This window comes from Propionispora sp. 2/2-37, assembly GCF_001298735.1.
In the GTDB taxonomy this organism is placed as follows: Bacteria; Bacillota; Negativicutes; order Propionisporales; family Propionisporaceae; genus Propionispora.
This window is the reverse complement of the sequence record NZ_CYSP01000011.1, coordinates 150,703-164,365: the sequence shown is the minus strand read 5'-3', so window position 1 is coordinate 164,365 and position 13,663 is coordinate 150,703. Positions and strand designations below refer to the sequence as shown.

The window sequence follows — 13,663 nt, the reverse complement described above, 5'->3', positions numbered from 1 at the left end:
TGTTTATAATCAGGTAAAATCGGGTAGGGTTAGGGTATGAGCATGCAAAATAAACAGTTAGCGCTTAGGCAATTAGTAGAAAAGTGTACTTCTTTGGCCAATTATTTTGATACCATGGAAGATTCCGAGAAAAAATTGCTGCATTCTATTATAAAAGAAAAAGGTTATAAAGAATTTCTGGATGCAAATTTATCTTTAGCAGAGTGTCATGTTATTGAGTGCATCGGCAGTTCGGAGAGGATGAATACCACTGCCATCGCCAGGAAAATGAATATGACCAAGGGCGGAATCTCGAAAATAACGGCTAAACTGATTAAGAAGCAGATGATCGAAGTCTGCCGGTTGAACAATAATCAAAAAGAAACCTATTTTATGTTGACGCCATTAGGTGAGAAAGCCTTTCAAATGCACGCTGCGCTGCATGAACAGGCAGGGAAAAGAATTGCGGACTATTTTAGTTCTTACAGTTATGAGCAGGTCCTTGATGCCAATCAGTTTCTGGACGACCTAATGATGGCGCTTCAGTTTCAAAAAGGGTCCAAATCATAGTCCGGCTGGGAGTGGTTTGCCGGAAAGGGATGCCGACAATTTTTGCCGGAGCGCAGTGGGTGTGAAACGGCTGTTTGTATCTGCGTATGTGTTCTGTCGATGTTCGGGATGATTTTGGATATGAGGTGATTGGGTGTTTGCCGAGGAACGAAAAAAGCAGATTATGGACTTGTTACGCAGGAAAATGCGGGTCACTGTGGAGGAATTAGTAACGGCTTTTGGGGTAACGGGGACAACGATAAGGACTGACCTTAGGGAACTGGAGACATTGGGGTACATTAATCGCACGCATGGCGGTGCTATTATCTGTGATTATGATATTAATCCGGAGGACTCTATCCAGGAGCGCAGGGACAAAAATTTAGCGCAGAAAATGCAAATCGCCCGAAAAGCAAGAAGCTTTATTGAAGACGGTGATATTATCATCATTGATTCAGGGACGACAACCTATGAACTGGCGCGGGAACTAAGCAGTGCCAGGGATATTACGGTGGTTACCAATGATTTAAAGATTGGCCTGGAGTTGCAGAAAAACAGGGAAATTTCATTGATTTTGATTGGCGGCAAGGTGAGAAACAGTTTCGAATGCACGGTCGGTATGACCGGCATCAGGTTGTTGGATATGCTGGCGGTAGATAAATTGTTTATGTCGGCCAACGCGCTTTCACTTAGCAACGGTGCAACAACTCCCAATATCGATCAGGCTGAAATTAAAAGCAAAATGATAGATATTTCACAAAAGGCGTATTTGTTGTGCGATAGCTCGAAGATAGGCAAGAGAACGTTATGTTCTTTTGCCGCTGTTAATGTTTTTGATTCCATTATTACCGACAGGGGAATTTTACCGGAAGAAAAAGAACGGCTGGAACAAGAGGGAGCGAACATACTGCTGTGTGATTAAGGACAATCCGGCTCAGGTGCAGCTGCTGCAAATTTTTTGCAGCAGCTTTTTTTAAAGAAATAAAAAAATATTTTTATTTTCTTTTAAATACTTGCGAATTGAAAGAAAATTATTATAATAAAAGAATATAAAAATAAATAAAAGGATGGGGAGCGAAAATGAATATTTCGGCACAGCAACTAGCTAATATGATTGATCACACAAACCTGAAAGCGTTTGCCGATGAGTCCATGTTTCAAAAACTTTGTCAGGAGGCAAAACAGTACAATTTTAAAATGGTGGCCATTAATCCGGCTCAGACTGAGCGCTGCAAAAAAATGCTGGCCGGTTCGACTGTGCATGTGGGCGCAGCCGTTGGTTTTCCTCTGGGGCAGACAACTTTGGAATGCAAGGTATTTGAGACGCGGGATGCAATCCAAAAAGGGGCGGATGAGATTGACTATGTCATTAATATCGCCGAACTGAAAAATAAAAATTTTGGGTACATCAAGCAGGAAATGGAAGAAATCGTAGCAGTTTGCCGTGAAAATAACGTTATTTCCAAAGTGATTTTTGAAAATTGTTACTTAACGGAAGATGAAAAGCGGTTTGTGGCGCAAACCGCTTTAGCGGTTAAACCGGATTTTGTTAAAACCTCGACAGGCTTTGGCACAGGAGGAGCCACTATTAATGATGTAAGGCTTATGAAGTCCATAGTCGGTGAGGCGGTCAAGGTGAAAGCGGCAGGCGGTATCAGGGAGCTGGAAACAGCACTGGCGATGGTTGAGGCTGGGGCGGAACGGCTGGGAACCAGTGCCGGAGTGGCAATCATGGAAGCCTATAAAGAAAAAAACAGATAAAGAGGCGGTTAGGGTGGAAAAGGTCAATGTATGCTTGATTGGTTCGGGCAGAGCGGGGATGATCCATGCCTGCAATTTTACAGGAAGCGTGCCGCGAGGTGCTATTGTCGCCGTATGTGATCCAGTTGAGCAGACTGCAAAAGCTGCAGCGCAGGAACTGGGAATTGAAAAATGGTATCAGGACTATCATGAGGTCTTACGGGATACCGAAATACATGCGGTCATTATTGCCTGTCCGACAAAATACCATAAGGAAATTGCCGTGGCGGCCGCTGAAGCCCAAAAACATATTTTTTGTGAAAAGCCGATGGCTATGAATGTAGCCGAATGTGATGAAATGATTCGGGCGGCTGAAAAACACGGAGTTAAACTGCAGATTGGTTTTATGCGAAGATTTGACGACAGTTTCCGGACAGCAAAAAAAATGGTGGAGAATGGTGAAATTGGTGATGTCGTTCTGGTAAAATCACAAACCAGAGGCCCAAGCAAGCCCCGGGAATGGATGTTTGATATCCAAAAGAGCAATGGTCCGCTGGCAGAGGTGAACAGCCATGATATCGACACGGTAAGATGGTTTACCGGCAGCGACGTAAAGAGGGTGTTTGCTATTGGCGGAAATTTTAGAAATAAGGAGGTAAAAGAACGGTACCCCGATTTTTATGATAACGTCATCATGAATATGGAATTCAACAATGGTATGCAGGGCTGCATCGACGGAGCCATGTATGTACAGTACGGTTATGATGCCAGGGTTGAGATCCTGGGGACGGAGGGTGTGATCTGTATTGGCGATATGCACGAGAAAAAATTGCTCACCTGTACTAAGAATCATGATCTGAAACGTCCCACCATGCACAGTTGGACCTATTTGTTTAAGGATGCCTATATCGCCGAAGATAGCAGTTTCGTAAATGCCATTTTGGATAATACCGAAGTGCAAGTCGGCGGGCTGGATGGAAAAATGGCCGTAGCCATCGTAAAAGCGGGAAATGAATCAATTGTGGAAAGGAAATTTGTTGACTTATAAAATCTTTCAGTTGCCTGGATAGGCAACCTTCTGCCGGTTATTTTTTGATAACCTGGCAGGATTTTTTTATCTGACAGCGATTATAATGAAGATAACAGTGTTTTATAGTCAGGGACAGAAGGGCGGTTTTTGGATGAGAATTGAGCAATTGGCGACGCCGGGGTTTTTAGTGGATATGGCTAAGCTGGAACGGAATATGCAGGAAATAGCTGCGCTTTGCCGGCAGCATGGCAAAAAACTGGTCCCCATGCTTAAAACTCATAAAAGCACGGCTATTGCGCAGCTGCAGGGAAAATACGGTGCCGAGGGATTCTTAACCGGCACGATTGATGAAGCGGAAAGGCTGGTACAAGCCGGCTACGATCATATTATGCTGGCGTATCCGGTGGCAGCCCATGCCAATATTTCGCGGGTCATGGCTATGGCCCGGAGTGCGCATGTTACCCTGAGTTTTGATGGAACTGCAGCCGCTGAGCAATGGAGTGCCGCGCTGGAAGATACCGGCATGACAATTGATTATCTGATTATTGTTGACTGCGGCTTGCATCGCTTTGGCGTCAGGCCGGAGGAGGTGCCCGGCCTGGCAGGGGGGTTAGAACGGTTTACGCGGTTAAAATTTAAGGGGATTGCAACTCATCCGGGACAGGTGTATGGGGTACGCTCACCGGAGGACGTAAAAATAGTAGCGCAAGAAGAAGCGGCTGCATTGGAGCAGGCGCGGCAGTTGCTGCTGGAACAGGGCTACCCGGTGGAAATCGTGGCTACCGGCAGCACTCCGACCATACCTTTTGCGGTACAGAATCCGATTATCACCATGCTGCGGCCGGGAAACTATATCTTCTATGATGCCATACAGGTGGCACTAGGAATGGTACCTGCGGAACGGTGCGCCCTGACCGTGCTTGCCACCATTATTTCTCAGCCGGCAGCGGATACCTTCATCATGGATGCCGGCAGCAAATGCCTGGGGCTGGACAAGGGGGCACACAGCCTGTCCCTGGTGAGCGGCTATGGCTGCGTTAGGAACCATCCGGAATTGACCGTTGACAGTTTGTCCGAGGAAGTGGGCAAACTGAGAGTTAAAGGAAGCACCCGGCTGCAGGTGGGCGATAAAATCGAAGTCATCCCTAATCATGCGTGCGCTGCTGCCAACATGACCAGCTTTTTGATCGGGCACCGGGAGGGCATGGTGGAGGGATATCTTGCCGTTGATGCCCGGGGCGGGCTGAATAAGCGCTGAAGGAAAGGCATTTACGGCCTCCGCGCGAGGCTGACAGAGCAGGTTTTTGCTGACGAAGGAGAGAAATGACAGTACACTATTACTCTTCAGACTTTACAAGTTCCGGCAGGAGTTTGCTTTTTTCATGGGAAATATGTAAAAGATTATTGTGTAAAATAACTTGAAAAGAGCCTTCTTTTTAAGCCCAAGGAGAATGTTAAATGGCAATTGAAGCAGTAAAAGCGTATTTTAAACAGTACGGAAGAGACAACGATGTACTGGAATTTGAGGTGTCCAGCGCAACGGTGGAGCTGGCGGCACAGGCCTTGCAGGTAATACCGGCCCGCATAGCAAAGACGCTTTCTTTCAGGCAGGAAAGCGGCTGCATTTTGGTAGTCGCCGCCGGTGACGCCCGGATTGATAATAGCAAATTTAAAGCGGAGTTCGGCATTAAGCCTAAAATGCTGACACCGGCAGAAGTTCTGGAATGGACGGGGCACGCAGTAGGCGGTGTCTGTCCGTTTGCTATTGAGAATCAGAACGTCACCATTTATACCGATATTTCGCTTAACCGGTTTGAGACGGTATTTCCCGCCTGCGGGAGCAGCAATTCAGCCATTGAATTACATTGCGATGAATTGTATCAATATGCGCAGGCCCTGAAATGGGTGGACGTTTGCAAAAACTGGCAGGAATAGTTTTCCGCCAAAGAATAGGAGGGCATGCAGGATGAACCGGGAGGATATAATCACACTAAAACCGGGAAGGGATTTGGATATACAGGCAGCCTTGCTGGCTAAGTAGAGCACGGTGAATATAATGTACCAGTAGAGTGGATTCTTTCCGGTAAGGGTGAAACGCGAGGTGGATTTTTATGAGTAATATCCGGTTCGGGGCAACTGCCGCGCTAGGGCTTGCTACCCTGGGCTATTTTGTCAGCTATCCTTACAGCACTTATTTTTATGGCGGTCTGATCAACAGCGGCTGCTGGGCGGCTATGGTCGGCGGGTTGGCGGACTGGTTCGCCGTGACGGCCCTGTTTCGCAAACCATTGGGTTTTTCTTACCGGACAGCGATCATCCCCCAAAACCGTGAACGGATTTTTAGGGAATTGGTGGCTTTTGTTGAGGATGATTTATTGACAACGGATAATATTCGGCATACCCTGTCCCGCTATGGCGGAGCTTCCGGATTGTTAATCCGTTATTTGGAGGAAAGTCCGGGAAAGCAGCACAGCAGGCAGATGCTGCATACCGTGCTGCAACTCGGTTTGCAGCAATTGGATGCCCATATCGTAGGGCGTCTGCTGGCAGATTTGCTGCGGCAGCATGCCGGACAAATCTCTCTTTCGCCTATTACCGCCCATGTCCTGGCCTGGACAATACAGCGAGGTTATGATGAGCAGATCATCAATTTTCTTCTGGATGAGCTTGACTGTATTGTCGGACAGCGGGAGAACCGCAAAATCTTGCAGGGGTTGTTTGCGGAAGTGGGAAAAGGATATGAGCGGGGAACGAAACGGCATAAGTTTGTAAGCTGGCTGCTCGATTTACTGTCCGACCGCCTGGTAGATTCGGCGGAAGCTAGAATCCACAAAATCTTACGCGAACTAAAAAGTACCGATCACCCCTTGCGGCACAAACTCAAGACCTGGCTGGCAGAGCTTATTGTACAGATGGAAGGTGACGGGGACCTAAAAAAGCGGCTGGATAATTGGAAAAATTACTGTATTCGCGATAATCCGGAGCTGGAGCCGCAACTCAGCCGGTATGGCTGCCGTCTGCTGGAGTCAGCCGCCGCTGGCGGTGAAGAATGCCGGAAGTATGCCGATCAAATTATGGATACCTTGGTCAGAGAGTTTAAAGGCAATGCGGTGCAGCAGGCCGTTTTGGATACATGGGTAACGAAACAGCTGGAAGTGTATAACGAACAATATCGCAGTCAAGTAACCGGGATGGTGAGAGAACAGTTACAGCAGTTTACTGATGAACGCTTAAGCGAGTTTGTCGAAAGCAAAGTAGGCGATGATTTGCAGATGATCCGCATTAACGGTTCGTTGATGGGAGGGATTGCAGGTATGCTGCTGTTCGTTTTGACTTACTGGTTGGAAAGGTTATGGTGAACAGATGAAACGCTATAACCGGGCAGACCGGGTATTATTAATTGTTTTTATCTTGTTTTTGATCTCTTGGGGGTTGAGACTCAGCTATCGCGATTGGTTTTTTAGTCAGGCTTTTTTTGTGGCGATGGAAGCAGCCTTGGTCGGAGGCATTGCCGACTGGTTTGCCGTAACCGCGTTATTTAAAAGACCTTTAGGCTTTCCCTGGCATACGGCGATTATACCCCGCAATCGCCTGAAAATTATTGAGGCGGCCGCCGGGATGGTAACGTATGAATTTTTAACGAAAGAGAAATTAGTGGAACGCATACAAAGTGTCCGCTTGGTGGATATGCTGCTCCGGTGGCTGGAAAAACCTGACGTGAGACAAGAATTTTGCAGTATGGCTATCCGGCATGGCAGAAATTTATTTTTTAGGCTGAATCTTGTTCAGATGGCGTCGGTACTGGAAAATGAACTGCAAGAAAAGCTCCGGCAGTTACGTTTGACAGAGACGGTACATTCTCTGGCCAAATGGGTTTTAACCCATCGCAAGGATGAACAGTTTATAACCATTCTGTTTATGGAACTTGCTGCATTGGCGGAAAAGGATGTTGCCCGGCAAACGATATATGACTATTTGCAACACTACAAACAACGGAAAACCGGCAATTTACTGGGAATGATTTTAGAATGGCTGAATGAAAGGACCAATGCTTTTGACTTGGCGGGAACCGCGGATTCGTTTCAGCATGAACTGGTCAATCTGCTCAGGGAATTGTCCCGTCAGCCTGAGCATCCCCTGCGGGTTTGGATTCATCACCGGCTGGGTGAAGTTGCCGAACAGCTGGCTACAGACCCGGGCTGGAACCATGCTATTGAAGAATGGAAGGACGGGGTTATGGAACAAATTCCCTGGCGGCAGATTATCCTTGATGCACTGGAGGCCTTGCGGTTAGAGGTGCGGCAGGATGACCAGGAGCAGGACGCTGCCGGTGAGGGGCCAGTGACCGCATGGCTGCTGGCAGTTATGGAACAGTACTGGCAGGCTTTTTGCAGCAATCGGGAGTTTCAGGACGGATTAGAACATTATTTACAGGAGGCGGCCCGTCATATCATTGAAAACGATCATCAGGTTATCGGCATGGTTGTCCGGGATGCACTGCAGGCTTTATCAGATAAAGAACTGAACCGCCTGATACAGGAGAAAACCGGGGAAGATCTGCAATGGATCCGGATTAATGGTTCGGTGGTAGGGGGATTAGCCGGTCTGGCGATTTATCTTCTGTTACAATTCCTTCATTCTCCGGCGGTTGGAGGACTTTGGCGTTAAGCCGAAGCTATTTTTTACCTTCTTCATGTTTCCGGCAAAGAAGATATTGACAATTATTGCAAGGTAAATTTGCAAAGCAGGCATCTATAATCTTTGCAATTTTTCATATATGTATAATTCCAACAATAAAACCCGATAGTGTAGTTTTTTACTACACTATCGGGTTTTATTGTTGGTAAAATGCAGTGATATTGCGCCTGGGATGTGTAGTGGCACGATTATTGCATATTGTGTAGTCGTACTTCATAAAGGGGGAGGTTATTGACTGGTTTGAGTGGCCCTTTACGGTCATGAGATTCTTCTAAAAATAGGGGTTGGTGGCAAATGGGAAAAAAGGTCCTGGTCGGATCCAGGGAACGGTCACGTTCACCTGAAGCTATAGGTATTCTAAAGGCACAGGGATATGAAATCATAGTAAATCCTTATGACCGTGCATTGAATGAACGAGAACTTTTGGAAATGATGAAAGGAGTAAGCGGCGTTATTGCCGGAAGCGAAAAAATTACTGCGGCAGTTATTGCTGCCGGGGCGCCGACACTTAAGGTAATCGCCAAACAGGGAGTAGGCTACAATTCCATTGATACAACTGCAGCAGAACAGTACGGCGTAGCCGTCACGATAACTCCGGGTGCGAACAGTAAATCGGTAGCCGATCTGGCAGTGGGATTGCTGTTGTCGATAGCCAGGCAAATCCCGCAAATGGATGTTTCCATCCGGCGGGGCGAGTGGTATCGGCATACCGGTATGGAACTTTCCGGGAAAAAACTGGGAATCGTTGGCATGGGACATATTGGCGGTGAGGTCGCCAAACGGGCTTCGGCCTTTGGTATGAAGATCCTTGCCTATGATGTATATCCGAGACAGGAGTTTATTGAGCAATATAACGTGCGCTATGTTGCCCTGGATGAATTATTCAGGCAAGCTGATTTTGTGTCCTTGCATGCGCCGGCCATGGCAGAGACCGCGGGCATGGTTAACCTCGACAGACTGCGCCTGATGAAACGGACGGCCTGCATTATCAACACAGCCCGGGGCGAACTGATTGTTGAGGAGGATTTATATACCGCTTTGACGCAAGGGCTGATTGCCGGAGCGGCCTTGGATGTTTATGTACAGGAACCCCCGGTCGCATCACCACTAAGAGAACTGAAAAATGTTGTTCTTACTGCCCATGCCGGGGCATATACCCAGGAAGCTATTATTGGTGCCGGGGTTATGGCGGCGGAAGAAGTTGTCAGGGTACTGTCCGGACTTGAGCCTAAGTATCGTGTGTCCTGTAAACCATGAGATTAGATCCGTATGCCGTTTCCAAATCATCTTAAGAAAATAAGGGAGGAATGGATAATGAGTAAAAAATTCGAGAATTTATGTAAGATTATGCACGGGGGCATTGTGGTTATTATTCGCAGCGACAATACGGAAGAAGCCCATAAAGTGGCGGAAGCCTGCATCAAAGGGGGTGTCGGTGCGGTGGAAGTGACGATGAGCGTGCCCGGTGCGCTCAGCATTATTGAGTCTTTGGCCCGGACGTATCAAAACGGAGAGGTGGTTATTGGCGCAGGAACGGTGCTGGACGCCGAGACAGCAAGGGCGGCTATTCTCGCCGGAGCCGAACTTTTAGTAAGTCCGCATCTGAACGCTGAAATGATAAAAATGAGTAATCGCTATCAGGCTATATCCGTAGTGGGGGCCATGACGCCCAAGGATGTGCTGGAAACACTGGAAGCCGGTGCCGATATGGTCAAACTATTCCCTGCCGACTCACTGGGACCCCAGTACGTCAAAACGATTAAAGCGCCAATACCTCAGGCATCAATTATCCCTACCGGAGGAGCTACACCGCAGAATGTCCATGAGTGGATTGAAGCCGGTTGTGATGCTGTAGGTGTAGGAAGTTATATTACCAAGGCCCATAAAAAAGACGGAGATTATAATAAGGTTACTTTAGCTGCCAGAGAATTTGTTGAAGCCATTGCTAAGGCTCGTCAATTCAGGAGGTAAATCAGGCCTTATAGACAAAGGAGGCGATCATATTGTCAGATGTTAACGATGTAATACCGGGAATTATTGTGGTAACCCATGGCCGTTTTGGTGAAGAATTAGTGAAAAGTGCGGAAATGATTATCGGCCATATGGAAAGTGTTACGGCATGTTCGTTAATGCCGGGCATGGATCCGGCCGATTTTATGCAGGAAATTCAAAATGTTTTGGCAGCCATGCCGGAAGGAACGTTGCTGATCAGCGATTTATTTGGGGGGACCCCGGCCAACATTTCGGCCGCTATCTCGACTACCAAAAATATTACTGCCGTTGCCGGTTTAAGCCTGGGCATGCTGATCGAAGCCGCCTCTTCCCGCCTGACTCTGCGGGGACAGGCTCTGGTGGAAGCCGTTGTCAGGGCCGGGAAAAACGGCTGCCAAAATATTCTGGTGGAAATGCAGGAACTGGACAGTTTGTAACCGGCCAGGCAGATTGATCAATACAGGGAGGGCGTACAATGGCCAAAATTTCTCTTATACGCATTGATTTTCGTTTGATACATGGACAAGTAGTGGCTAAATGGTTAAAACAGACGGAGGCTACCAAAATTATAGTTGTAAACAATACCCTGGCCCAGGACTCGGTAATGAGTAATATTTACAAAATGGCAACACCGCCGGGTGTCAAATGCAGTGTTGTCAGTATTGACACCTTTATTAAAGCCTGGAACAAGAATAACCTGGGTGATGGTACCGCACTGATTCTGTTTAAAGACGTTAGTACCGCCAAGCAGACCTGGGAGAAGGGATTCCCGATTGACCAATTGCAGATTGGCGGGTTAGGCGCAGGGCCGGGCAGAAAAGCTGTTTACCAGAATATGACTTTAAATCAGGAAGATGCAGATATGTTAAATGAGATGAGCGCGAAGGGTGTAAACATATTTTTTCAGGCAACACCGGAAGATGCCAAGATGGAATATAGCAAAGTGGCAACTGACATAAGCTTTTAAAGGAATAGATTAGGGGGGAAAGTCATGTTTCAAGCTGTTTTAGTAGGATTACTGGCCTGGATGCAATGCTCATCCAATCCTTTGGGGTGGTGGCTGATTCGCGAGCCGATTATGGCTGGATTCTGGGTGGGCCTGATTTATGGACAACCGGTTGAGGGAATGATTATCGGTGCCGCCATCAATGTAGCCTTTCTAGGCTGGAACAGCACCGGCGGTGCCAATCCTTCGGATCTTTATTCGGCAGGACTGTTGGGGACGGCAGTAGCTATTCAAAGTAATATCAGTATTGAGCAAGCGGTTGTCATGGCCGTATCCATCGGCGTTATCGGCAACTATGCCTGGATTCTGTTTATGTCGGTAAACTCCATGCTGCCGTCCATACAGGATAAATATGCCGAAAGGGGCGATGTAAGGGGCATTATGCTGCTGCAGGCCATCCCTTCGCAGTTTGTCGTTATGGTTGTACGTGGAATACCTGCTTTTTTGGCTGCTTATTATGGGCCGGATGTCATTGAAGGACTGCTGGCTGCCGTTCCGGCCTGGGGCATAGCAGGGTTTAACACGGTGGGCAAGGTACTGCCGGCTGTTGGTGTAGCCATGCTGCTCAAATATATGGCCCGGAAGGAGCTTCTGGTATTTTTCGGGCTGGGTTTTGTCATTAGCGCATTTACAGGGATGAACAATTTACTGTTTGGTGCATTTATCGGTGCTGCCATGGGTTATGTCTACATTTCTTTGCAGCCTAAAGTACAAGCCAGTGCCGCTGAGGAGGATGAAATATAATGAAGGAAAAGATGGAAGGCAAGGAAGTAAGCTTGACAGCAAAAGATCTGGAAATGGCTACGCTGCGCTGGTGGCTGATGAGTCATTTGTCATATAATTATCAGCGGATGCAGGCCGGGGGTTTTGCATCAATGATGGGGCCGATACTTAAAAAACTGTACCCTGATAAGCAGGAAGAAGTGATCGCCGGCTTAAAGCGTCATATGATGTTTTTTAATACCGAACCCCGCTGGGGTGCCGTTATTCACGGTATTACCATTGCCTTGGAAGAGCAAAAGGCCAAAGGGGAGGATATCTCGGAACAAACCATTATCGATTTGAAAAGTTCGCTCATGGGGCCTTTAGCCGGGATTGGCGATACCATTTCCGGGGCCTTGTATAAACCGGTCATATTGGGAATTTGCCTGGGCTGGGCAGCGTCAGGGAGTCTGATGGGTCCGTTGGTTTTTGCCCTGGCCTTATTAGGATATGATTTCTTTGTTACCCGCTTCAGTATCAGAAAAGGCTACCAATTGGGGACATCGGCGGTTACCACCTTGCTGGAGGGCGGTTTGTTTAAAACGATTACCACCTTTTTTTCCATAATGGGTTTGTTTGTCCTGGGAATTATGGTCTGCAAGTTTATAACGGTGGATGTGGGCTTTGTTGCTGTTCTGGGAGGGAAGGAAATTGTCTTTAAAGATTTGCTTGACAAGATTGTCCCCAAAGCATTGCCGTTAGTGATTACTCTTGTGAGCTGGCGGGCAGTCATGAAAGGGTACCGGATCATCAATATTTTATTGTCTTTATTTGCATTTGCCCTGATTGGCGGCGCATTAGGCATTATTAAATAATTTGCCGGCAATCGGCAAGACACGGGAGGGAATTCATTTGAGTGATCAAGTGCGTTTGCCGGTTGAAGGTCTGCAAACATTTATGGTACAGGTACTTCACAAAGCCGGAGTACCTGTGGCAGACGGGGAATGTGTTGCTGCCAACTTAATTAAAGCGGACTTGTGGGGAGTCGGCACCCATGGCATCAGCCGTTTTCCCCGGTATTTGATGCGGCTGGGCAACGGGACAATAAACTGCCGTCCCCAAATCAGCATTCAAAATACCTGGCCGGCTGTGATTGCGGTGGATGGTGACAACGGGCTAGGAGCCGTGGTGGGCAGCAGAGCGCTTCAGGCTGCCATGGACTCAGCAGGGCGGTCGGGCATCTGCGTTGCCGGCGTTAGAAACAGCAATCATTTCGGCGCAGCCGGTTATTATTGTGAGCTTGCCGCCAGGGGGAACTATGTTGCGCTCGTTTTAACCAACGCTTTGGCGGCTATGCCGCCGTGGGGCGGTAAATCTGCTGTCTTAGGTACGAATCCGGTTGCCATCGGCCTGCCAAGAAAAAATAAGGAGCCGGTGGTGATTGATCTGGCTACTAGCGTTGTGGCCAGAGGAAAAATTATTGCGGCTGCGAAACAGGGGATTGCTATCCCGGTTGGGTGGGCTTTGGACGAGGACGGACGGCCGACAACCGACCCGGAGGCAGCTCTTAAGGGAATGATTTTACCGATGGCCGGACCGAAAGGGTATGCGTTGGCTCTGGCAGTAGATCATTTAAGCGGTGTTTTCACCGGGGCTGCTTTCGGAAAGAATGTTGCTTCCTATTCCTCTGGACAAAAGCAAGCAAATATGGGACACTTGATTATTGTAATGAAGGCTGATGCATTTCTCGGACTGGACAGTTACTATGAACGGGCCGAGGCCTTTTTACAGCAGGTCAAGACTGGGGAAAGGGCTGCCGGTATTACCGAAATCTATCTGCCGGGAGAACGGGAACAAAACACGGAAAAACAAACCCTGACAACGGGGGTTTCGGTACCTGCCGGATTGCTGTCCGAGCTTAAGGCCATTTCCGCCGACTTCGGTGTTCCATTATATTCCGGTTAAGA

At 47.9% G+C, this 13,663-nt stretch carries 15 protein-coding genes; all 15 read left to right on the top strand.

Features of this window, described 5'->3' with window-relative positions:
• The first annotated feature begins 36 nt into the window (after positions 1-36).
• The 15 genes from P22_RS13275 to P22_RS13205 all read left to right on the top strand — a co-directional run bounded on the left by P22_RS13275 (position 37) and on the right by P22_RS13205 (position 13,661).
• Complete coding sequence (locus tag P22_RS13275; protein ID WP_054260727.1) at positions 37-549, top strand: MarR family transcriptional regulator; 513 nt, start codon at positions 37-39, stop codon at positions 547-549.
• A 133-nt stretch (positions 550-682) separates the two neighbouring features.
• Positions 683-1,450: a DeoR/GlpR family DNA-binding transcription regulator gene (locus tag P22_RS13270; protein WP_054260726.1), complete on the top strand. Its 768-nt coding sequence runs from the start codon at positions 683-685 to the stop codon at positions 1,448-1,450.
• 158 nt (positions 1,451-1,608) lie between these two features.
• Complete coding sequence (deoC, locus tag P22_RS13265) at positions 1,609-2,289, top strand: deoxyribose-phosphate aldolase (protein ID WP_054260725.1); 681 nt, start codon at positions 1,609-1,611, stop codon at positions 2,287-2,289.
• Between the two features lie 13 nt (positions 2,290-2,302).
• Positions 2,303-3,316, top strand: coding sequence for a Gfo/Idh/MocA family oxidoreductase (locus tag P22_RS13260; RefSeq protein WP_054260724.1), 1,014 nt, complete (start codon positions 2,303-2,305; stop codon positions 3,314-3,316).
• A 133-nt stretch (positions 3,317-3,449) separates the two neighbouring features.
• Positions 3,450-4,556: an alanine racemase gene (locus tag P22_RS13255; protein WP_054260723.1), complete on the top strand. Its 1,107-nt coding sequence runs from the start codon at positions 3,450-3,452 to the stop codon at positions 4,554-4,556.
• A 200-nt stretch (positions 4,557-4,756) separates the two neighbouring features.
• On the top strand, positions 4,757-5,233 hold the full coding sequence (locus P22_RS13250) for a YbaK/EbsC family protein (RefSeq protein WP_054260722.1): 477 nt from the start codon (positions 4,757-4,759) through the stop codon (positions 5,231-5,233).
• A gap of 176 nt (positions 5,234-5,409) precedes the next feature.
• Positions 5,410-6,657 (top strand): DUF445 domain-containing protein, encoded by a 1,248-nt coding sequence (locus P22_RS13245; RefSeq protein WP_054260721.1) that lies wholly within the window; start codon positions 5,410-5,412, stop codon positions 6,655-6,657.
• Between the two features lie 4 nt (positions 6,658-6,661).
• Positions 6,662-7,966, top strand: coding sequence for a DUF445 domain-containing protein (locus P22_RS13240; RefSeq protein WP_054260720.1), 1,305 nt, complete (start codon positions 6,662-6,664; stop codon positions 7,964-7,966).
• A 324-nt stretch (positions 7,967-8,290) separates the two neighbouring features.
• Positions 8,291-9,253, top strand: coding sequence for a phosphoglycerate dehydrogenase (locus tag P22_RS13235; RefSeq protein WP_054260719.1), 963 nt, complete (start codon positions 8,291-8,293; stop codon positions 9,251-9,253).
• Between the two features lie 57 nt (positions 9,254-9,310).
• On the top strand, positions 9,311-9,967 hold the full coding sequence (locus tag P22_RS13230) for a bifunctional 2-keto-4-hydroxyglutarate aldolase/2-keto-3-deoxy-6-phosphogluconate aldolase (RefSeq protein WP_054260718.1): 657 nt from the start codon (positions 9,311-9,313) through the stop codon (positions 9,965-9,967).
• A gap of 32 nt (positions 9,968-9,999) precedes the next feature.
• Positions 10,000-10,425 carry a PTS sugar transporter subunit IIA gene (locus P22_RS13225; RefSeq protein ID WP_054260717.1) on the top strand — a complete coding sequence of 142 codons (426 nt, stop codon included), beginning with the start codon at positions 10,000-10,002 and terminating at the stop codon, positions 10,423-10,425.
• A 38-nt stretch (positions 10,426-10,463) separates the two neighbouring features.
• On the top strand, positions 10,464-10,955 hold the full coding sequence (locus tag P22_RS13220) for a PTS sugar transporter subunit IIB (protein ID WP_054260716.1): 492 nt from the start codon (positions 10,464-10,466) through the stop codon (positions 10,953-10,955).
• Positions 10,956-10,979: 24 nt separating this feature from the next.
• Positions 10,980-11,738 (top strand): PTS mannose/fructose/sorbose/N-acetylgalactosamine transporter subunit IIC, encoded by a 759-nt coding sequence (locus P22_RS13215; RefSeq protein WP_054260715.1) that lies wholly within the window; start codon positions 10,980-10,982, stop codon positions 11,736-11,738.
• Positions 11,738-12,571, top strand: a complete 834-nt coding sequence (locus tag P22_RS13210; protein WP_054260714.1) for a PTS system mannose/fructose/sorbose family transporter subunit IID — start codon at positions 11,738-11,740, stop codon at positions 12,569-12,571. The genes P22_RS13215 and P22_RS13210 overlap by 1 nt, the downstream gene beginning before the upstream one ends.
• Positions 12,572-12,608: 37 nt before the next feature.
• A complete protein-coding gene (locus P22_RS13205) occupies positions 12,609-13,661 on the top strand; it encodes an Ldh family oxidoreductase (protein ID WP_235814645.1) in 1,053 nt (350 codons plus the stop codon).
• The last annotated feature ends 2 nt before the right edge of the window (positions 13,662-13,663 follow it).